The organism is Streptomyces sp. NPDC093097 (assembly GCF_044754325.1).
Lineage (GTDB): Bacteria > Actinomycetota > Actinomycetes > Streptomycetales > Streptomycetaceae > Streptomyces.
Window position 1 is genome coordinate 39,131 of record NZ_JBIVOW010000005.1, and the last position, 20,880, is coordinate 60,010.

Annotated in this window: 17 protein-coding genes and 4 pseudogenes; 13 read left to right on the plus strand and 8 right to left on the minus strand. The window is 68.4% G+C overall.

The window, feature by feature from the left end:
- The first annotated feature begins 181 nt into the window (after positions 1–181).
- Entirely contained in the window at positions 182–1,084 is a 903-nt protein-coding gene (locus tag ACIQE0_RS10185; protein ID WP_366331084.1) for a phytanoyl-CoA dioxygenase family protein, read from the plus strand.
- A gap of 68 nt (positions 1,085–1,152) precedes the next feature.
- On the plus strand, positions 1,153–2,190 hold the full coding sequence (locus ACIQE0_RS10190) for a methyltransferase (protein ID WP_402330412.1): 1,038 nt from the start codon (positions 1,153–1,155) through the stop codon (positions 2,188–2,190).
- A gap of 130 nt (positions 2,191–2,320) precedes the next feature.
- Here the strand turns inward: ACIQE0_RS10190 and ACIQE0_RS10195 are convergent, their stop codons facing one another.
- On the minus strand, positions 2,321–3,574 hold the full coding sequence (locus ACIQE0_RS10195) for an LPXTG cell wall anchor domain-containing protein (RefSeq protein WP_402330413.1): 1,254 nt from the start codon (positions 3,572–3,574) through the stop codon (positions 2,321–2,323).
- A 445-nt stretch (positions 3,575–4,019) separates the two neighbouring features.
- A complete protein-coding gene (locus ACIQE0_RS10200; protein WP_366331081.1) occupies positions 4,020–4,520 on the minus strand; it encodes an ATP-binding protein in 501 nt (166 codons plus the stop codon).
- A 390-nt stretch (positions 4,521–4,910) separates the two neighbouring features.
- On the opposite strand from ACIQE0_RS10200, the gene ACIQE0_RS10205 reads away from it, so the two are divergent.
- Entirely contained in the window at positions 4,911–5,804 is an 894-nt protein-coding gene (locus ACIQE0_RS10205) for a hypothetical protein (RefSeq protein WP_402330416.1), read from the plus strand.
- 105 nt (positions 5,805–5,909) lie between these two features.
- Here the strand turns inward: ACIQE0_RS10205 and ACIQE0_RS10210 are convergent, their stop codons facing one another.
- Positions 5,910–6,938 (minus strand): aldo/keto reductase, encoded by a 1,029-nt coding sequence (locus ACIQE0_RS10210; RefSeq protein WP_402330418.1) that lies wholly within the window; start codon positions 6,936–6,938, stop codon positions 5,910–5,912.
- 128 nt (positions 6,939–7,066) lie between these two features.
- Here ACIQE0_RS10210 and ACIQE0_RS10215 point away from each other — a divergent pair, with 128 nt between their 5' ends.
- The 6 genes and pseudogenes from ACIQE0_RS10215 (at position 7,067) to ACIQE0_RS10240 (ending at position 11,774) form a co-directional block, all read left to right on the plus strand.
- The gene (locus ACIQE0_RS10215) at positions 7,067–7,936 is read left to right on the plus strand and encodes a helix-turn-helix transcriptional regulator (RefSeq protein ID WP_402330420.1); all 870 of its coding nucleotides are present in this window, start codon (positions 7,067–7,069) and stop codon (positions 7,934–7,936) included.
- Between the two features lie 53 nt (positions 7,937–7,989).
- Positions 7,990–8,169: pseudogene (locus tag ACIQE0_RS10220) on the plus strand (IS701 family transposase); the annotation flags it as partial.
- Between the two features lie 306 nt (positions 8,170–8,475).
- On the plus strand, positions 8,476–8,862 hold the full coding sequence (locus tag ACIQE0_RS10225) for a hypothetical protein (protein WP_402330422.1): 387 nt from the start codon (positions 8,476–8,478) through the stop codon (positions 8,860–8,862).
- A 404-nt stretch (positions 8,863–9,266) separates the two neighbouring features.
- Positions 9,267–9,380 (plus strand): annotated as a pseudogene (locus tag ACIQE0_RS10230) (XRE family transcriptional regulator); the annotation flags it as partial.
- 337 nt (positions 9,381–9,717) lie between these two features.
- Positions 9,718–10,101 (plus strand): AQJ64_40280 family protein, encoded by a 384-nt coding sequence (locus ACIQE0_RS10235; RefSeq protein ID WP_402330423.1) that lies wholly within the window; start codon positions 9,718–9,720, stop codon positions 10,099–10,101.
- Between the two features lie 59 nt (positions 10,102–10,160).
- Entirely contained in the window at positions 10,161–11,774 is a 1,614-nt protein-coding gene (locus tag ACIQE0_RS10240; protein WP_402330425.1) for a PucR family transcriptional regulator, read from the plus strand.
- 245 nt (positions 11,775–12,019) lie between these two features.
- Here the strand turns inward: ACIQE0_RS10240 and ACIQE0_RS10245 are convergent, their stop codons facing one another.
- On the minus strand, positions 12,020–13,084 hold the full coding sequence (locus ACIQE0_RS10245) for a LuxR C-terminal-related transcriptional regulator (protein ID WP_402330427.1): 1,065 nt from the start codon (positions 13,082–13,084) through the stop codon (positions 12,020–12,022).
- A gap of 99 nt (positions 13,085–13,183) precedes the next feature.
- Here ACIQE0_RS10245 and ACIQE0_RS10250 point away from each other — a divergent pair, with 99 nt between their 5' ends.
- The 4 genes from ACIQE0_RS10250 (at position 13,184) to ACIQE0_RS10265 (ending at position 17,124) form a co-directional block, all read left to right on the plus strand.
- Entirely contained in the window at positions 13,184–14,266 is a 1,083-nt protein-coding gene (locus ACIQE0_RS10250) for an alpha/beta hydrolase (RefSeq protein WP_402330429.1), read from the plus strand.
- 33 nt (positions 14,267–14,299) lie between these two features.
- Positions 14,300–15,142: a hypothetical protein gene (locus tag ACIQE0_RS10255; protein WP_402330430.1), complete on the plus strand. Its 843-nt coding sequence runs from the start codon at positions 14,300–14,302 to the stop codon at positions 15,140–15,142.
- A 68-nt stretch (positions 15,143–15,210) separates the two neighbouring features.
- Positions 15,211–16,326, plus strand: coding sequence for a trypsin-like serine peptidase (locus ACIQE0_RS10260; RefSeq protein WP_402330432.1), 1,116 nt, complete (start codon positions 15,211–15,213; stop codon positions 16,324–16,326).
- 39 nt (positions 16,327–16,365) lie between these two features.
- Positions 16,366–17,124, plus strand: coding sequence for a hypothetical protein (locus ACIQE0_RS10265; RefSeq protein WP_402330434.1), 759 nt, complete (start codon positions 16,366–16,368; stop codon positions 17,122–17,124).
- A gap of 32 nt (positions 17,125–17,156) precedes the next feature.
- Here ACIQE0_RS10265 and ACIQE0_RS10270 read toward each other — a convergent pair.
- The 4 genes and pseudogenes from ACIQE0_RS10270 to ACIQE0_RS10285 form a co-directional block, all read right to left on the minus strand.
- Positions 17,157–17,707: pseudogene (locus ACIQE0_RS10270) on the minus strand (transposase); the annotation flags it as partial.
- Positions 17,702–18,460: pseudogene (locus ACIQE0_RS10275) on the minus strand (carotenoid oxygenase family protein); the annotation flags it as partial. The pseudogenes ACIQE0_RS10270 and ACIQE0_RS10275, both read right to left, overlap by 6 nt.
- Before the next feature lie 186 nt (positions 18,461–18,646).
- Positions 18,647–19,516, minus strand: a complete 870-nt coding sequence (locus tag ACIQE0_RS10280) for an alpha/beta fold hydrolase (protein WP_402330435.1) — start codon at positions 19,514–19,516, stop codon at positions 18,647–18,649.
- 64 nt (positions 19,517–19,580) lie between these two features.
- Positions 19,581–20,726 carry a serine hydrolase domain-containing protein gene (locus tag ACIQE0_RS10285; RefSeq protein ID WP_402330438.1) on the minus strand — a complete coding sequence of 382 codons (1,146 nt, stop codon included), beginning with the start codon at positions 20,724–20,726 and terminating at the stop codon, positions 19,581–19,583.
- Between the last annotated feature and the right edge of the window lie 154 nt (positions 20,727–20,880).

The following is a 20,880-nucleotide window of genomic DNA, read 5'->3' on the forward strand; positions in this document are numbered from 1 at the left end:
CGTATCGACAGACGAGGCAGTGATTACGCGGCAGCCAGGAGCGCAGCGAAGCATTTTCCCGTACTGAAAAACGCGGCCTGCTTCCCTCCGTATTTCTCCATCGGGCCTTCTACGGCAACTCCGGACAGCCGACGGCCCGTCAATCCGAGAATCCCCGCACCCCGAGTCAGGGAGTATCTCAGTGAAACCCAAGGTCAACGACCGTTTCCGCAAGGACGCGAGTCTCGACGAGGTCATGCACAGCATGCGCGAGAACGGATATGCCGTTGTCGAGGAGGTGCTGTCACCCGAGACGGTGGACGCCCTGCTGGCCGAGATGATGCCGCATATCGACGCCACACCGTTCGGGCCGGACGCGTTCGCCGGCCAGAAGACCAAGCGCACCGGCAGCGTCGTCGCTCGGTCCGCCACCGGCCGGGACCTCGTCGTCCACCCGCTCTGCACCGGCGTGGCACGTGAACTGCTGAAGACCTCCACGGAGTTCCAGCTCTCGCAGACCCAGCTGATCAGCGCCCACCCGGGCTCGGTCGCGCAGAAGCCGCACAAGGACGAACTGGTCTGGGACTTCTTCCCGTTCGCCGCCGACCACCATGTGATGTGCCAGTTCTTCTGGGCACTCACCGACTTCACCGAGGCCAACGGCGCCACCCACGTGGTCCCCGGAAGCGGCGCGCTCTCCCCGGACGAGGTCAACCCCGAGGACTCCATCCCCGTGGAGATGAAGAAGGGGTCGGTGTTCATCTTCGACGGGAAGGTGGTGCACGGCGGCGGCCACAACGTCACCGACGAGGTCCGGCGGGGCCTGATCCTCAGCTACTGCTCGGGCTGGGTCCGCCAGGAGGAGAACCAGTACCTCGTGTCGCCGCCGGAGCTCGCCCGCACGTACCCCGAAGAGCTCCTCAAGGTGATCGGCTACCAGCAGGGCTGCTTCGCCATGGGCTATGCCGGCGACATCGAGGAGCCGATGGACGTGCTGTTCGGCCGCAAGGCAGCCACCCCGGTCGTGCCGTCGGAGGCCACCCGCCGGGCCGCCAACGCGACCGCCCGCGAGTGGAGCAAGTCGGTCGCGGAACGAACCGTTTGACGCTCCGTCCCGACGGACCACCAAGTCACCAACCCCCCACGCTTCCGCACCGAGAAAGAAGGATGACGATGACTTCCGTCCAAGAGCCGGTATCGGTCATGCCCATCATGAACATGGTCTACGGCCTGTGGGTGTCCCAGACGCTCGTGACCGCGCATGAGCGCGATGTCTTCGGGCGGTTCGCCGAGCATCCCGGAATGACCACGGCGGAACTCGCCGAAAAACTGGGCTGCGAGGAACGCCCGGTCGAGCAGCTGGTCACCGCCTGCGCCGGACTGGACCTCCTGGAGCGCCATGGCGACGGGTACCGCAACACCCCGATGACCAGCCGGTACCTGATCCGCGGCGGCCAGGACTACGTCGGCGGCTGGGTCGAGGTGGTCTCGCGCCACGACTACCCGGGCTGGCTGCGGCTCGACGACGCGCTGCGCACCAACCGCCCGACCGCCTGGGACAGCGAGCGGCGGGACTCCCTGTTCGACGACACCAACCCGGTTGTCGTGGAGACCTTCTGGGAGGGCATGAGCGCGATCTCCCGCCCGACGGCGCGGGTGATGGCCGAGACCGTCGATCTGTCGGCCGCCCGCTCGCTGCTGGACGTCGGCGGCGGTGGCGGCGCCTACGCCATCGAACTGTGCCGGGCCTACCCGGAGCTGTCCGCCACCATCTTCGACCTGCCGTTCGTCTGCGACCTGACGGAGAAGAAGGTGAAGCAGGCCGGGTTCGGCGACCGCGTCTCCTTCGCGCAGGGCAGCTTCTTCACCGACCCGCTGCCGACCGGCCAGGACGTCGTGCTGCTGTCCATGATCCTGCACGACTGGGACATAGATCAGTGCCGGTCCATCCTGCGGAGCTGCTACGACGCCCTGGCCCCGGGCGGCCAGTTGCTGATCAGCGAACTGCTGGTCGCCGACGCCAAGGACGGCCCGTTGGACGCCACACTGATGAGCCTGTCGATGCTGGTGGAGACCTTCGGCCGGAACTACACGGGCGAGGAGTACCGGTCCTGGCTGCTGGACGCCGGCTTCACCGACGTCGAGGTCCGGCCGTTCGACGCCCCGGCCGCCAACGGCGTCGTCATCGCCCGCAAGCCGGCCAACTCCTAGCGGGCAGCGACCTGGTATCCGCGGAGCGGAGCGCCGCACGCCCGGCCCCGCTCCGCGGACAAGTCGCCCCGTCGAGGAGATCCCGCGCGGAGCCGGTCACCGCGCAGGGCTCCCGGCTCCGCCCGTCACCTCAGTTGGAGCCCTTGGCCGCACGGTTGCGGCGTACGGCCAGGACCGCTCCGGTTCCCAGCAGCACGGCGGCACCACCGGCGAGGGCGAGCTGCGGCATCGCGGACGACGATCCGGTGGTGGCAAGGTTGCCCTCGGCGGAGCCGGAGTTCGGCGCCGGCTCGGCGGAGGCGCCGCCCTGTGCCGACGGATTCGGCGTGGACTTCGCAGTCGGCGTCGGCTTCGCGCGGTCCTTGTCCTCGACCGTGCCGGGCTTGGCCTCGTCGACCGTGCCGGGCTTGCTGCCGGCGGGCAGGACCTCGAAGTCGTAGCGCTTCATCGGGCCGAGCACACACGGGTTGTACGGGTCGGAGGCGTCACCCGCGAGGAGGGCCAGGGCCTTGTTGGCCGGGGCCTTCGCCTCGACCGTCATACGCATCTTCACGTCGGAGCGAGCACCGGGCTTCATCGCCTTGACAGACGCGATGTGGGAGGAGCCGTTGCGGCTGTCCAGCTCCTGCCAGTCGGAGCCGTTGGACCACTGCACCTTCATGAAGTGCTGGTACTCGTCCGTGGCTTGCAGGTTGAAAAAGACCAACGGGTCCACGTCCAGCGTGCGGTCGGTGCCGTTGGCCACCGTGAACGAGAAGTCCACCGTCGTACCCGCAACGACCTTCGAGGGCAGGCCGTTGGCCAGCACGGTCAGGTCCAGCGCCCGTACGCACTTCTTGGCGGCGGCGAGTGCCTGGTCGGCGGATTCCTGCGCCTCAGCGGCCTTGTCGAGGGCGACGAGGAACGTGTTGTACTCCCGGGACGCCGCAACGCGGGCGTCGTGCCAGGCATCATTGGTCTCTGCCTGCTTGGAGTCGGCGTCAGCCTTGTCTGCCGCGGCCTTCTCGGCCCGAGCCTCGGCCGCGGCGAGCGCCTTCCGGGCTTCTGTCTTGCCGGCCACGTCCGTGGCCTCTGCCAGCTTGGCCTGGGCCTCCACGACCGCCCGGTCAGCGGCCGCCTTGTCGGCACCGGCGGCCTTGGCCACCTTCTCCGCGGCGAGCCAGGCCGCCTTGAGCGGGTGGGTGTCCCGGTCCAGGTCGGCCATCGTGGCCTTCAGCTTCTCCAGCCCGGCCTTCTTCGCGTCGACTGCCGCGTCGTACGCCTTCTTCGCGTCCTCGGCGGCCTTTTGAAGCTCCGCGTAGGTCGGCTTGTGCTGCGTCTGCGCCGGGAGATCGCTGTCGGCGAAGGCGGAACCCGTTGTGAGCAGGACGGTGGGTACGGTCACTGCGGCGACAACGGCGGACGCGAGGGTGCGACGAAGAATCACTGGAGCCTTTCCTGGTCAGAGAGAGGACGCCCGCCGCGCGGCGTGATGCCGACGCGCACGGGAGGCCCTGATCGTATGACCGAAATAAGCGGCAAAGGCAACGAATTTTCGACTTACACGTGCGATCCCCCAACCACCCCGAGGGGCAAACCGGGGCAATGGCTGACAGTTGCTCCCGTTGTTGCGGTTTTCTCTGTGATCTACCCAACGGAGCCTTCGGCAACGAGAGTTGGGGACCGGCCGACATCGGTACACGAGCCGCACGGGCAGCGGCCCCGAACTCCCTCTCGGCCTTCAGCCGGTGACGGCCCCGGCACGACACCGGCCAACTGGCTCGTGCCACTTGGCCGGCATCGGAGATCACGGGCTTCGACCTCCGAAGGACGACGTCCGTCAAAGCGGTTCAAGCCCGCCCATGGCCATGCACGTCGCCACTGAGGATCAGCATCCAGGCCACCTTCATCTCTTCGCGCGTGCACGCCATGAAGCCCCAGCGGCCATGCGTGAGTTGATGCACGATGTGCAGTCCCCTGCCCCGTTCCGACATGACCTCCAACAGGGCGTCAAGCCCGCCTCCCCGCAATTCTGGTACGGGGTCGAAAGGCATCCGTGCCGACATGGCGGGGACCCGAGGAATGCGTGGGTCTCGATCCACCACCTCACAGACCATTCCGGCCGTGACCCGACGCAGTCTCATCTCATAGGGACCCGGCGCGTGTTCCAGCGCATTGGCAACCAGCTCCGAGACGGCCAACACCGCGTCTTCGCGCACCTCTCCGCCAAATCCGAGCTGGTCCAAAGCACACTCCAGGGCCGTCCGGGCTCGCGACACCGCATCAGGGGTGTCTTCGGTCCAGCGCCAGACCACGCGAACGGCATTGCGCTTACGGTGCAGCGGCGCCATCACCACTCCCCCCGCACACCATGACGTTCCCGGGAGACGGGGCCATGACGACCTCGCCCCGGACACACGCACCCGATTACTTCGACGAGGACAGCGGAAGCTGCGTGGGCGAAGAACAATGTCGGAGATGCGGCGATGAACAGGACAAGGAGCATGGGGAAGACCTCCACGGTGGTCGCGATTACGACGCGACCACCGAACCTCACCGCTCATGAAGAGCGGAAGCCACTGATCAAGAGGTCTTTTTCGTCGCGCGTGGACGAGGCGCGAGAGATCCGATGACCGCCAGAGAGAGGGCCCGTAGTCGCCGCACAGCACGAGACGTTCAAGCGGACGCTTACGCGGCCGACCTGGAACGTACCGGGGGGGACAAGCGCGCCGGAGATCCAGATGCAGCCCAAACGCGCCCATGCTGGCATGGGTGGTGAAGGCCGAAACAGGCGCACCACCCATCTGCGTGCGCCCAGCCCGACCCGACCCGACGGCAAGGGGAACAAGATGCCCAAGTGGAAATGTACGCAGGAGGGCCCACACAAGGGCAAGGCCGTGAACGTCACCCCGGATAATCCTCCCCCGAGCCCGACATCCGTGAAGTGGGAGGCCAAGGGAGAAACCGACACCACCATACGGGCCTGGCTCGAGGTGAAGTACGACAGCAAGAACGCCGCCATGGTCATCGAGAACATCGACGCCAAACCCGAGGGGATAGGGCTGGGCTCCCTGCTCGTCTACCTCTTCGCCGAAACCGCGAAATCCTGGAACATCAAAACGATACGCGTGGACCTGGCTGCGCTGACGCCTGGAGCAGTCGGCCTGTATCGCAACATCAAGCTCCAGCCGGACAAGAACAGCCTGAAGAAGATAACCGACAGCGATCCGTGGAAGACGGACAGGATCGGCCCGAACTTCGCGAGCGCCGTATGGCAACGCAAGGGCATGGACAGTCTTCTGTGGGACCTGGGCGGCGGCCGGACACCGATGAACAGGGCACTGGACGACGGGTACAAAGGATTCGACACCGGCGGAACCGAAACCCTGGAGAAAAAGGCCGTCATCAGCGTCAGGAAGGTCACGGAGGACACGGGCCTGCACAATTCCCTGACCCACCGGGACTGGATCGACCCCAAAAAACCGATGGAAGACAAGGTCAAGCGCCTCGCCTGGGCCTACAAGGCAGCCATCATGACAGTCCCCTTGCAAGGGACCGTCAGCGATGCCCTGAACGCCTCCAAGCAGGCTCTCAACGGCCGCTGGGAGCAGGTGAAGGCGCCAGTCGCCGCATGACGCCGGGACACCTCGGAACGGCCGAGCGCCGTGGACCTGAGGTCCACGGCGCTCGACTGTCGGGTGCCAACTACGCCCGGTGTGCGGGGCGTTCCGCGCTCCGACTCAGCGGCGGCGCAGCGCCTTGTCCGTGAGCGCGGGCGGGTCGTAGTGGGTGACGTCGTGGTTGAGGTCGGTGCCAGGCGGGACGATCTCGTCGATGCGGTCGAGGATGTCGCCGCTCAGCACCGTTCCCGCGGTGTCCAGCAGCGAGGTGAGCTGGTCGTGGGTGCGGGGGCCGATGATCACGGAGGTGATCGCGGGGTGCGAGAGGACGAATCCGGTGGCAAGTGCCGGCAGCGTCAGCCCCGCGTCGGCGGCCACCTTCTTCAGCTCGGTGACCGCGGTGAGCTTGGCGGCGTTGCCAGGCAGGCTCGTGTCGAACAGCTGCGGCAGGAAGGTGGAGCGGGTGGCCTCGCTCGGAGCCGCGCCGTCGGGACCGCCGTACTTGCCCGACAGCCAACCGCCCGCGAGCGGGCTCCAGGTGAGCGCGCCCATTCCGTACTTCTGCACGGCCGGCAGCACATCCCGCTCGATGGCGCGGGCCAGGATCGAGTACGGCGGCTGCTCGCTGCGGAAGCGGACATGGCCGCGCTTCTCGGCGGCCCACTGGGCCTCGACGATCTCCCCGGCGGGGAAGGTGGACGAGCCGATCGCCCGGACCTTGCCGGAGCGCACCAGATCGGACAGCGCCGCCAGGGTCTCGTCGATGTCGGTGTACGGGTCGGGGCGGTGCACCTGGTAGAGGTCGATCCAGTCGGTTCCCAGGCGGCGCAGGCTGTCCTCGACCGCACGGACGATCCAACGCCGGGAATTGCCACGGTGGTTGGCGTCCGGACCCATCGCATGGTGGAACTTGGTGGCGAGGACGACGTCGTCCCGGCGGCCCTTCAGTGCCTTCCCGACGATCACCTCGGACTCACCGTCGGAGTACATGTCGGCGGTGTCGATGGTGTTGATGCCTGCGTCGAGGGCGGTGTGCACGATGCGGACGGCCTCGTCGTGATCCTTGGTGCCCCACGCACCGAGCATCATCGCGCCAAGGGTGTACTCACTGACGGATATGCCGGTGCCGCCGAGGATCCTGCGGTTCATGGCTGCTCCCATGCCTTTCGTATGACCGGTGTCGGAATCCACCCTGCCTGCCGGCCCCCGCACCAACCAGACCCGGCGGATCCTGGTACCCGCAGGGCCAGGCTGAACCCGGCATGGAGAATGGTCCGATGCATGCAGAGCCGGAGATCAACGCGTTCCTCAAGGCCCGTCGGGCGACCCTCGACCCGGCCGAAGTCGGCCTGCCGCCCGGCGGAGCGCGGCGCAGGGTGCGCGGGCTGCGCCGCGAGGAGGCCGCCCGGCTGGCAGGGATCAGCGTGGAGTACTACACGCGCATCGAGCAGGGTCGCGGCGGGAACGTCTCGCCGGAGGTGCTGGACGCCCTCGCCCGCGGGCTGCGGTTGACCTCGGCCGAGCACGCATACCTGCGGAACATGGTGCAGCGCGCGGCGCGCGGCGGGGCCGCGCGGCAGCCGGCCCCGGAAGTACCGCAGGTCGTGCGGCCCGGCCTGCGTGCGGTGCTCGACGCGATGGACGGCGTCGCGGCCCTGGTCTACGGCCGCGCCATGGACGTGTTGGCGTGGAACCGGCTGGGCGGGCAACTGCTGTGCGGCTTCGCGCAGCGATCGCCGGAGGAACGCAACATCGCCAGGCTGATGTTCCTCCACGCGGACGTGGCGGACGCGCACCCGGAGGTGGCGCAGATCCGCCGCGAGGTCGTCGCCGTACTGCGCGCCCAGGCCGGCCGCACCCCGGACAGCGTCCAGCTGTGCGAGGTGGTCGGTGAACTGCGCGAGCGCAGCCCGGAGTTCGCCCGGCTGTGGGAATCCCAGGAGGTCGAGGAGAAGGGACACGGCGTCAAGCTCGTCCGCCATCCCGATTACGGGACACTGGAGCTGCACTTCCAGGCGATGCGACTGCCGCCGCCGGACGAGGAGTTGACACTGCTGCTGTACGCGGCCGAACCGGACTCCCCGACCCAAGCGGCACTGCTAGCGCTGTCGAGCAGGGCCGAACTCCACGCGGAGACCGTTTGCTAGTACTGCAACGGTGTTCGTCGGGACGGTCGGACAGGCTGGTCGTTGGCCTGAGCATGGGTGGGGACCTCGCTGATATCAGGGTGTGGGCCGGCGAACTGGACGCAGTACATGACCGGTTCGTGCACAGGTTTTCCACGTCAGAGCCGCGGGAGTCGGCACTCGCCTACATGCGGGGACTGATCGCCCCACTGAAACGCAAGAACGGCCGGACTCTGGCCGAACAGGCCGGTCACCCCCATCACCCTGCCGAAACCGCCTACGGGGAGTACGAGTTCGGGATACCCATGAAGATAGCGGCGAGGTCCGCACTTCACTGAGAACTCCCTCGAGGGCACACGCATCGACGAAGCACGCCGAAGGCCAAGGCTTTGACCACAGAGAAGAAATTCAACATACCCGGCAGAACCCCGACATTCGCATGTCTGCTCCTCACGCTGCTGTGCAGTTGCGCGCCCGACTCCAGGTATCAGCCACTCCCCGACGATCGTCCGGTGAAGGAACGTGAACTCGTAGGCACGTGGAAAGGATGCAACGGATCGGTGAAACTGGACACTTCAGGGCGCGCAGCAGTCGAGGGGCTTGGGCGCCAGGAGTTCCAGTACGATCCGAACAAACCAGTCTCAGGGGAAGGGGCATGGCGAGTCGTCAAGCCTGGCGAATACAAAGGGGGGATGTCTGTAGGGAACGGGAAATTGCTCAGACTGTCCGTTGCGACGGACAACGAATCAAAGGACGGTCAAGATGACGAGAAGCGTGACAATGACGCCCTCTCGCACTTCCCCTCAGGGCATGACTCGCAGAGTCACTCCTCCACGTGGATCATGAACCCCTCAAGTGATGCCAAAGGAACCTATCTATATTTCCTCATCGGCGATCCCGACGTTCGAGAAATGTGCATCCTCCGCAAGGAGAAAGGCATCCGATGACGACTTGATCACGGGGCTCGATTACCACGCAGCGGACGGGACGGCCGCCCACCACATTCCACTATGGGCAGGCCCGATGTGCGGCGTCATCCTGATCTGGGCTGGGCCTGACTGACCCGTTTCTGGTGAACCTCGGGAATGCGCTGGTGCTGCTGTATCTCCTGTACTACGTGCGAGACGTGTTGCGGTGGCGGCTCCGGAAGGCGATGTGCTGGCACTGACCGCCGTGAACGGTGTGACGTTGCCAGCCACGGTGGTCGTGGATCGGGTCTGGTCGGACCGGGCCAGCAGGCGGCGGCCGTTCGTCCTGGGGTCGTGGGTGCTGATGTCGGCCGTGGCGGTGCCTGGCGTTCTGGCGGAACTGGACCGGGGCGCTGGTGGCCGCGGTCCAGCTCGGCGTCGGCTTCGGAACCCATGTGCCGCACTGGCTCGGCCCCGACGACGATCGGGTCGTCGAACTCCTCGTCCTCTTCGGCCGTCAGGGAGAGCGGGCCCACCTCAAGACCCACACCTCCTGACAGCGCTCCCGGACCGGCTCCGCAGTCCGCGCCGATCAGAGGCCCAGGCCGTGCACCGCCTCCCCGCACCGGCCGCGCCACCTCGGCATGGAAAACCTCCACCCCGCCGTGGGCGATGCGCCGGCCGCCCGGGCGTCTCCTTCTTGTCCGGCCGCAGCCGTTCCTCGTCCTCCAACTCCACACCGCAGCAAACGTTTTCTGCGACCGCAGGTCCGGCTCAGGCAACCCTCACGAGCGCCAGGCAGTCTTGCCGGGTGCCGAGGTCGGGCAGCGCCCTTGCCGACGCGCCGCCATAGGGACCGAAGACGACGTGCCGAGTGCCTGAGAGAGGGTGGAGATGACCAACCTGAACACCGTGGTCACCTGGGTCGACGTGCGCGAGAGGCTGCCTCGGATCGGTATCCCGGTGGCGGCCGCGATCACGGGCCGGTATCCGGCTGACAGTGCCACCGCCTCCGATGCGGCGTTGGGGGAGGAATTCTGGCTGGTGAGGCCGATGTACTTCACGACCCGGCATGAGAGTGCGGACGGGACAGAGCACCGGGACTGCTTCGTCGACTCCGACGGGGTCGTCCGCCTGCCCCACGGCCTCGGCAGCGACGAAACCGTGACCCACTGGGCCGAACTCCCCACCCTGCCCGGCAAGATGACGCACATCGTTCTCGGAGAAGACGTACAGCCGGCTCTCCAGAACACATGGGGCGCTCGCCCCCTCAACTGAACCACAGCCCGCTCGCGGAGACACCAAGCGATACCGGAGCCGATACGGGAGAGGGACCCATGAACGGCTGCACCCTCGGCGACCTGATGAACGTCGTCGGCAGTCCGGCCCTACGGCTGCACACCGCACCGGCCGACCCCTCGGCCCCGGTCACCGAGGCGCTGCTGTACGACCCGCACGCCCCGCTGCCCCCTGCGCCCGGGGCCCTGCTGCTCGCGGTCGGCGTGCGGGCGGCGGCGGCCGGGCCACTGGTGCGGGCCGCCGCGCAGGCAGGGATGACCGGGGTCGTGGTGCGGGGCACGGACGGGCCGGTCGACGAGGCCGAGACGCACGGCGTGGCGCTGCTGGCGATCGACGAGGAGACGGCCTGGCACCATGTGCACCTGCTCCTGGCCTCGGCGATCGGGGCACGGTCCGCACACGGCGGCGGACTGGGCGACCTGTTCGCGCTGGCCGACGCGATCGCGGCGGCGGTCGGCGGGGCGGTGTCCGTGGAGGACCCGCGCCAACGGGTCCTGGCCTACTCCACCGTGCCTGGCCAGCCGGTCGACGAGGAACGCCGCCAGGGCATCCTCGGCCTCCAGGTCCCGGACGACGTGGAGAACTCGGAACAGGTCCGGCTGGTGTTCGCCTCGGACGGGCCGGTGTGGCTGCCGCCGGCCACACCGCGCGGTCTGCCGCGGCTCGCCATCGCGGTGCGGGCCGGCGGCGAACCCCTGGGCTCGGTCTGGGTGGTCGACGGCGGCACGCTCGCCGCGGACGCCGAGAAGACCCTGGCCCAGGGCGCATCGACGGCGGCACTGCTCCTGCTGCGAGCCCGCGCCACCGAGGAACTGACTCGCCATCAGAACACCGACCTGGTACGCCGCTTGCTGGACGGCTCGGCGGATGCCCAGGCGGCGGCGCACCGCCTGGGGTGGGACACCGTCCGCGTGGCCGCGTTCGTGCTGGACTCCGCGGCGAGCGTGCCAGACGCCGAACGGACCTCACTCAGGCTGCTGGACGTCGTACGCCTGCAGTGCGAGGCACGCTACGGGCAACATGCCTGCGTGCTCCTGGACGGAGTGGTGTACGCACTGCTGCCCGCGCCCGGGGAGCACGGCGGAGGACGCACGCCGCAGGAGCGCAGCGCGGTCGACCGGCGGCACCGGCAGATGGCGGAGGACATCGTGTGCCGTGCCGGCCGGTCGCTGCGGGTGCCGGTGCGAGCGGCGCTCGGCGAGGTGGTGCCCCACCTCGCCGAGGTGACGGACTCGCGAGCGGACGCGGACCTGGTCCTGCGCCTGTTGAACGACGCCTTGCCGGTGGCCATGGTCGACGAGGTGCGTCCCCAGGTGACGCTCCTGCTGCTGTCCGAGGTGATGCGGGAGCGGCGGGCGCTGAGCGCGGGTGCCTGGCGGCGGGTGCTGGCCGCGGACGTCGACCACGGCTCCGACTACGCCCGCACTCTCGTGGCCTGGTTCGACGCGGGCTGCGACGTGGCGAGGGCGGCCAAAGCGCTCTCCGTCCACCCCAACACCTGCCGCTACCGCCTGCGGCAGGCCGGCCGGCAGCTCGGCATCGATCTGGAGGATCCCGATGAACGCCTCGTCCTCTGGCTGCAGTTGAGGACCCTGGCGGGGCTCGGCAGTGCCGCCGGAGCCGACCGCACGGCCGCCCCTCCCCCACCGTGAGGCGCGGCCCTGACGTGCGGCGGACTTCGCCCCGGAAGCCTGCCCGTTCCACGCGAACGGCTCGTGCCGGACCACGTGATGCCGCGAACTCGCCCCCACGGCCTTCGTCTGAGTGCATGCGTACCTCGGCCGGAGCGCATGGTCAGCCGAAGTCCGCCTGCACGGTGGGCGGTTACCAAGCCAGTGATCACGTGTGAGGCGTCGTTCGGCCTCTGGCGTTGAAGGTCAGGCTGGTAAACGCCCTCTCAGAGCCAGCCGCGCCGGCCCGCCTGAACCCCGGCCTGGAAGCGGGTGGTGGCACCCAGCCTGGCGAGGAGGACGGAGACGCGGCGTACGACGGTGCGGCGGCCCATGCCCAGGCGTCGGGCGATCGCGTCGTCGGTGGCACCGCTGGCCATGAGGGTGAGGATCTGCCGGTCCCGGGCATCGATCTGGGTGCCGATGCCCGTCGCCGAAACGGGAACGGCAAGCCTCCACAGGGACTCGAACACGTTGGACAGTGCCCGGAAGAGGCTGGAGGGACGTACCAGGAGAGAGACGACACCGGGGTGGTCATCGGCGGCGAGGGTGACCACTGCCAACTCGCTGTCGACGATGGCGAGTTTCATGGGCGGATCGTCCAGTGTCCGCGCCTGTTCCCCGGCCTCGATCATGCGGGCCATGTTGGGCCCCGCGATGGGGTCGTCGAACGCGGAGCCGTGGTAAATGGTGCGGTAGACGACTCCGGCGGCCATGCGCTCACGCTGAAGCACCTCCTGCCCGAGGTAGTGGTCGACCGTGCCGGAGTACGGTGGCACGTCGATGGTCCGGAGCTGGTGGCATGCGGACTGCTGAAGCTGCCGGCTGACGGCTAGGACGCGGGCGGCGTCCTCGACGACCTCCAGCGCGCCGTAGTGACCGGCATCCCTCCTGGCGAAGCGGTAGAGCTTTTCCAGTTCCGTCCCGGCCTGGCGCAGGGCCGTCCACAGGGCGGCATCGCGCTGCAGCAGCGCCTCGACGACCTGTGTGGGCGGCAGTGCTTCCCAGGACTCCTCCCCGTCGCCGGCGTCCGTCGTCATGACGATGTCTGCGGCGGCGAGTTCCTTCAGCACCGCCCGTACAGCGGTCTCGCCCAGCCCTGTCCGGGCCGCCAGCCGTCCGACGGGCTCACGTGGGTGACCGACCAGGGATCGGTAGACGCGCCCGCGGTCGGAGTCCGGGTCCAACACGTCGTGCACGGCACGCCCTTCGCCCGTATCAGGGGTGGCCCGCCCGGCCGCCGAGGCGTACTGCGTGGTGGCGCACGTGGGCCAGTGGCCCGAGTGTGCCACCGTCTCAGTATGGCGCTGTACGAAGCACTGCGGTGAGAATTCCGGTGTCTGGCCGAAACCGTCGGTTCCTTGACATCCGGCCCATTCCGAGGACACCTGATGAGACCAGTCCTGTCCCTCCGGCTCCCGCGCGCGAGGGCAGCAGTCGCCGCCGTGACGGCCACCCTCCTCCTCTTACTGGGAACGCCTTCCGCGCACGCACAGCCCTCCGATCCGCCGAGGATGGCCGACGGCTTCGGTCTGACCCAGTCCGAAGCCGCATACGGTTCCGCCAACAACTTCGTGGTCACCGTGAAGACGGCCCAGGTCGCCGGTGAGCACCGCATCCGGATCCTGCTGCCCGGCGACTACACGTCCAACCCCGCCAAGCGCTACCCGGTGCTCTACTTCCTGCACGGAGCCTCCGACGACCCGGGCAACCCCAGACTCGCCTACCCCGCCCTCCTCGCGGCCAAGTCGATGATCACGGTCATTCCGGACGGGGGCCGCAGGGGCTGGTACGCCAACTGGGTCGACCAGGAGACCGCCGCCGGCGCGCAGAACTGGGAGAACTTCCACATCAACCAGGTGATCCCGTTCATCGACGCCAATCTCCGCACCATCGCGGCCAAGAAGGGGCGGGCCGTCACCGGCCTCTCGATGGGCGGCTTCGGTTCCCTGCACTACGCCCAGGCGCATCCCGAACTGTTCAGCCAGGTCGGGGTGTTCTCCGGCGCGGTCGACCTTTCGAGGAACCACGCTGTCATGCGGGCAGCCGTGGTCGCCACGCTCACCAACATCGGCGCGCCGCTCTGCGGCTCCAGCGACTCCACCTGCTCGCTCGACTTCGGGCCCGCGGTGTCCAGCGACGCGCTCTTCGGCACGCCGTTTCCGATCCTCGACGCCGACTGGCGCTGGAACGAGGCAGACCCGTCCACGCACATGGACCGGCTGGCCGGCATGGGCATCTCGCTCTACACCGGCGACGGCAGGGGAAAGCCCACCGATCCCGAGTTCTGGGTCAGGTCGGCGGCACAGCACGCCAAGGACCACCTGGACGAGCTCGGCTACCCCTATCACTACGTGGACTACGGCAACGGCTCCGGCTGGGGCAGCTGCGACGGCGGCCACAGCTACGGCTGTTGGGCGCAGGATTTCGTCGACTTCGTGCCACGCGTGGAAGCGGCCTTCAGGTCCGCCTGACCTCTCCCGTTCCCAACAGACAGGGTTACGTACGTGATCAAGCGACTGTGCACCATCCTGCTGAGCCTGGCGGTGCTCTGCACCGTGGGGGTCGGCGCCGCCCACGCCCAGCCGGGCAAGCGGGTCTTCAACGCGATGCAGATCATCTTCAACCCGTCGGCACCCGATCTCTTCTGCACGGTCGGCGCGGTGGGCAACGACAAGTACGGGCACAAGTTAGCCATCGCGGCAGGCCACTGCCTCGGCGACCCCGAAGGCACATACGCGGACCGTGAGATCCACGACAACGTCGCCCCCGTCTACGACCGGTCGGACGCCGGGTTCGGCCCGATCGGATACGTGCGCTACTTCAAGGACCCGGAGGGCTCCCAGACGGGTCACGTGACCAAGGACTACATGGTCATCGAGCTGGTCCCGCAGGTGACGCTCTCCTCGCAGGGGCCGTACCTGAAGCAGACGGGCGAGGTGAAGGTCCCCGGCGGGACCGCCAGTCCCAACGCCCTGAGCCCCGCGCTGGACAACGAGCGACTGCTCGCCACCGGCACCAACGAGATCATCACGTCGGGCCAGGCGGGTGTGTGGTACGGCACCGTCATGGACAACGCCGACGGGGTCTACCGGTCACCGGCCGTTTTCCTGAGGGGCGACTCGGGCGGGCCGGCGATCTGGCACGTGCCGGGGACCGATTTCCCCTCCCAGGCCAACGGCTTCCAGGCATCGGGCCCTTGGGCTGGCATCGTCAAGGGGATCACCCTGCAACTGCCGCCCTTCCTGTTCACCAGCTCGGCGAACATCCTCGCCGACCTGCGTGCCCGTGACGCCGCTTCCCCCGCCGGCGTCTTCGGCGCGGGCTTCGAGGTGACCACCAACCCGTAAGACCGGCCGTGGAAAACGTCCAACGTCATCGGAACCGTCTCTCTCCATACCTTCAAGGAGGAAAGACTTTGTCCATCGGAATGCTGTCAGGACGCACGAGAACGACCCTGCTCGGCGTACTCGCGCTGGTGGCCACACTCTTCGTCGCGGCGCCTCCGGCACGGGCCGAGGTCTCCGCGTTCGAGCTCCTTCCGCTGGTCCCGGCAGGTGCAGACCACCAGCCAAGGCTCAGGGCCGAAGTGGAACACTGGACCCTCGCGAAGATGGCCTCCGTCGGCCTGAACCACGAGGACCAGGACGCCACCCCGCCCCCGGGGGGCTGGGACAACCTCAGCAAGCCGTGGCCGCAGAAGGCGGGACTGGTCTCGCGCACCGCGGGCAAGTTCTTCATGGAGTACAAGAACTTGGACAACGGTGCCGTCACGGAATCAGCGTGCTCCGGCAACGTCGTGGCCAGTGCCAATCAGAGCGTCGTGGTGACCGCCGCCCACTGCCTGCGCGTCCACACCCCGGTCGACGTGGGCTTCGGGAACATCGTGGTCACCAACATGGCCTTCGTGCCGGGATTCAACGGAGCGAACCTGCCCCGCCACACCACCAGCACGGCGCTCCCCGGCAAGGACATCGCCCCGTACGGGGTCTGGGGAGTGACCCGCGAGTGGTTCACCAGCACCTGGAGCCAGAGCGCCGACTGGCTGCTGGGGCACGACATGGCCGCGGTCCTCGTGGCCAGCCCCGACGACCCACGGCCGATCGGCCAGATCACCGGCGCTCAGCGAATCGGCTTCAACCAGCCGCAGAACCAGACCAACCACATCTTCGGCTACCCGACCATCAACGAACGCAACTACTACCGCCCAGGCCACGTCTCCCCGGAACTCCAGCGGACCTTCGACGGCCGCAACCTCATGGTCGCCCAGGGCACCACCCATGCCGACCCGGTCTACTACAGCGACGTGATGCCCGGGGCCCTGTCACCCGGATGCAGCGGCGGCGCCGTGCTGCAGAACTTCGACCCCACCACCGGCGCAGGCCTGCAGTCCGGAGTCTTCTCCCGCTACGACGACCCCGGCCAGATCATCGGCGTCCTCGGCTGGCAGGAGGGCCCCAACATGAGCTCCACCCACTTCGGTGACGAGGAGCAGGCCGTCTACAACGCCGCCCAGTCGGCGTCCCTGACGTAGCCCGGCCGATCCCACACTACTCAGGAATCAGGAGAAAACGTGACACGAAGCTTCGAACCGCCGCGACAGAGGTGGCTCTTGGCCATCGCCCTGTCGATCGCCAGCGTCGCCAGCACCATCATCGGGTCGGCAGGTACGGCCCAGGCCGCTCCCGCACGGCCTGCCCGGTCCTGCGGGCCGGTCATGTTCGTGGTCCCGGGCTGGCAGGACGGCGGGGCCCAGAAGCTCCTGGACCCGGCTCTCGCTCCCGAGGGAGCCAACCCCGTACGCATCCCCTACCCCAACAGTGTCAACGACATCAACCTGTACGCCGATGTCGACGCCGGTGTCGCCAACCTCAGGACGGCGCTCTACAACCTCTACGTCACCAACGGGTGTGACCTCAACACCAAGGTGTACATCGTCGGATTCAGCCTCGGCGCCCTCGTCGCGGGCACCGTCCTGGAAACCGAACCGCCCGGCCGGAACATCCAGGGAATCCTGTTCGCCGACGGCCGGCGGCAGCCCGGCGAGTCGAACTGGCCGGGCGACCCTGGCGGGCTCGTCGGTCACCTGCCCGTTCCCGGCCCCGGCGGCACCGGCTTCCGCCCGCTCGACGGGTTCCGGTACCCGACGCTGAGCCTCTGCAACGGGCCCAACTCGGCGGGCGGAGCGGATCTCATCTGCTTCGGCGGCACCAACCTGGACAGCTATTTCACCTCACACCCCTACTACAGCTTCGACGTGGCCACGGAACTGAGAATTCACGGCGAGGGCCCCTACCCTCACAACCTGAGGAACCGTGTCATTCCCCAGTGACCTGAGTCGGAGACCCATCGGCCCGGGCAGTCGAGGAAGGCATGGGTGCCGCGGCCGGAGTCGGTGCGGATCAGTGTCCGTCGTCCCCGCCGCAGGCGTTTGGGCAGTTGGGCCAGGACGAGTTGGGGGGTTTCGATGTGGTCGGCGGCGGCGTTGGAGCCCGCGCTCCCGGGCCGCAGCAGGGCGGCCACCGGTTCCCCGGACCCGGCCTGGCCCTGGTCGACGAACGCGACGAGCGGATGACGGCCGAAGGTCTTCTTCCAGGTCGCGGTGGCGTCCTGCTTCTCGGAGTGTGCAAGCACCGGCACGCCGTCGATGTCCACGATCAACTGCCGTCGGCGGCCGGACTGCTTGCACGGGCCAACTCCCGGACCCTGCCGTGCACTTGGGAACGCGCGAGCGTCGCGAGCGCGACATCCAGCAGGACCTTGCCCGGGTCGTGCACCGCCCGCGGCTTGCGCCACGGCGCCATTGCCGCTGATATCAAGGTGTCCAGGTCAGAAGCACCACTCTCGGCAATCCGCACCGGAAGGTGGACGCGCGCGACCGGCTCGCCCGTGAAGTCCTGGGCCGACAGGATCACCAGATCCGCCGCGCCGCGCTCGGCGTCGTGCACATACGCCATCACATATCCGTCGTCCTCGGCGACGGGCGACTCCGCAGGAACGAACACGCCCTCGCTCACGGCCCCGAACCGGCCGAACTCATGCGCCTCGGTCGTACCGCGTACCAGGTCGTGCTTGAGCAGCGCACTGCTGAACCCCTCGTTCGGCCGCGGGTCTCCGGGACCGGTGGGCGGCGCGTAGAGCTCGACCGCGGCCGAGTACCCGTACCGGTGAGGGCGGGCGACGCAACGGGAGTTGACCCGGGGGAACTCCTGGATGCGGTCGTCCAGCCGTTCTTCTCGAACCTTTCCGGTGGCCAGGTCGACCCGCCAGCGGTCCAGCGTGGGGCGGCTGGTGCCGAAGTCCATGATGTTGAAGCCCTCGGGGTGCCGGACGATGTCGATCACCACGTCCGTGCCGTCGTCGTAGGCGTTGAGCGTGTGACCCACCAGGCTGGGGGCGACCTCGAACCAGCGCACCTCGCCGCCCATGCATGGCATCACACCCACCCGTGCCTGGTGTGACGCGTCCCAGAGACCTCGGAGCGACTCCCGAGGGGTACAGCGCCAACGCCCATTCCGTCTTCGATCCGTACACCCGGGAGCTGCACTCGCTCGCCTTCCTGTACGGGGCGCAGCACGTCCAGCACATCGTGATGGACGCCAAGCCTGCGCGAAGCGGTCCCCGACACCCTCGCCTTCGCCCGGCCGAAGGGGCAGCAGGAGCGACATGATCACGGCGCGGCTGATGCGATCACGGCGTCGTCGAGCCGACCTGCATGGCCCCCTTCACGGGGCTGAACCCGCACCGGTTCGCCCAGTTGGTGACCGTGCCGCGGTGCGGGCACCATGTCGGCACCGGATCCGCCGCAGTGCCGACAGCCAGGGATGGGGCCGGCCCACAGGCCAGCCCCATCCCTACGCCCCCACCGCGCCTTGCACGAACCGCCGAAGGTGCGCACGTACGGCGTCGGGCTGCTCCAACCAGGGCTCGTGCCCGGCGTCCTCGATCCGCGTCAGCGGAAGAGCGAGCCGGAGCGCGAGTGATTCCAGCGTCGCCACAGGGCGGGGATCGTCGGCCCCACCGAGGAGCTCTGCTCGCGCGGGCAGGCACGCGCGCAGCTCGGCAAGATGCCCATCGAGCGGGTCCGCCCGTCCTTGCCTGCCCAGTTCACCGTTCATGGCCCAGTTGACGGGGCGACGCCGCCGGGCACCCTGCGCGGCCCAGTGCCACCCGCGTTCGGGATCGGCATGGTCGGTGAACCAGGCCAGCGTGAGCAACTCGACCTCCTGCTCCTCCGTGCGGCGCGGCAACTCCTCCAACTCGCGGAGCCGTTCCCGCCGCGCAACGGACATCCGCCGGTCGCGCTCCGCTCGGTACCCGGTACGCCAGTCACCGACGAACGGCCCGCACATCAGCAGCAACGCCGCAACGCGGTCGGAGTGCGCCAGGCAGAACCGACCCGCCAGGTCGGTGCCGTAGGAGTGCCCGATCAGCACGGCTCTGGGCACGCCCCACGCGTCGAGCAGCTCGGCGAGATCGTCGACATGCCGGGCGAGGGAATGGCGGCCCCGCCATGGGGATCGGCCCGTGCCACGCTGGTCGTACCGGTACACGGGCGCGAGGTCCGCGACCATGACGGCGACATCGCCCAGATAGTCCGGCAGACCCGGCCCGCCATGGAGCATGACCACGGGCGGCTGCCGCGTCGTGTCCCCCAACGCCCTCCACCGCAACCGCGCCGCGTCGGTCATCGACACCAGGCCCTGCGTCTCCCTCAAGGTCACCGCGGAGAACCTACCGGTGTCACCGAGGCTCCGCCACAGGCTGAGAACAGGCTGGAGGTCTCCCTCAGCGGAGGTCGCGGATGAGGTCGTCGACGATGGTGTCCACCTTCGCCGAGTCGAACTGCTCCGAACCGATCAGCAGGGTGACGGCCCGTTGGCCGTCATCGGTCACGGCGTTGCGGACCTTGTGGCCGGTCTCCATGTATCCGCTGTGTCCCCAGGTGACGAAGCCCGGGGTGTGCTCGTAGCGCTCGACGCCCAGGCCGTAGCCCCCGCCCTCCTCTTCGGGAACGGTGCGCTTCATCTCGGCCAGCTGAGCCGGAGCCAGCAGCTTCCCGGTCCACAGCGCGGTCCAGAAGGCGGTCGTGTCGGCACCGGTGGTGACCAACGCCCCCGACGCGTCGGACGCGGAGACGTTCCATGCCGTCTTGTCCACCAGCTTCCCGCCCTGCTCCACGTAGCCTCGCAGGTCGGGCTCGGGAAGCGTGGTCCGGTCGCCGGGCCAGTAGGTATCGCGCAGTCCGAGCGGCTTGATGATCCGCTGCTCGATCTCGGCACCGATGCTGCGGCCCGTGACCTTCGCGACGATCAGGCCGGCCAGGTTGTAGTTGGTGTTGGAATAGGCGAAGCCGGACGGCGTCCTGTCGGGCGGGGGCAGCGTCAGCGTCTGCTCGACCGTCAATAGGGGCTCGATGTGATCCCAGCGGTGCGCCTCCAGGTCGGACCAGAACGGCGCGTCCATGTAGTCGGGCAGGCCGCTGGTGTGCTGCAGAAGCTGACGGACCGTAATCTTGCGCCCGTCGTAGTGCTCGGTGCGGATCAGACCGGGCAGGTACTGGTCGACGGTGTCGTCGAGCCCGATCCTGCCTTCGCCGACGAGCTGCAGCACGACCGTGGCCGTCCAGGTCTTGGTGTTGCTGGCGATACGACTGTGCTCATTGCCCACGACCTTGCGGCCCGTCCTGATGTCGGCGAGGCCGGCACCGCCGCTCCAGACCCCGCAACGCGGGCTCTTCACCGTCACGCTGATCCCCGAGGCGCCGACGCTCGCCAGGTCCTTCACCGCCGCCTGGATGCGCTGGGTGTCGCACCGCGGTGTCCCTGCCGACGCAGCAGGAATGGTCACCAGAGAGGCTGTGAACGCCAAGGCCACCACCGCACTTATCTTCCGTCGCACCATATCTCCGTTCTCCACGGGCGAGCCGCTCACGGCGCGCGCCCGCCCTCGTCTCCTCCCGGCCGTTTCCTCTCGCCCCGGGACAACGCCACTCTAAAAATCGCCCGGAGCCCGGGAGTTGTCCACGCGTCCAAGCATCGACCTGCCGGTTTGTGCCAACGGCCAAGAGCCCGGGGGACGTCGCGCG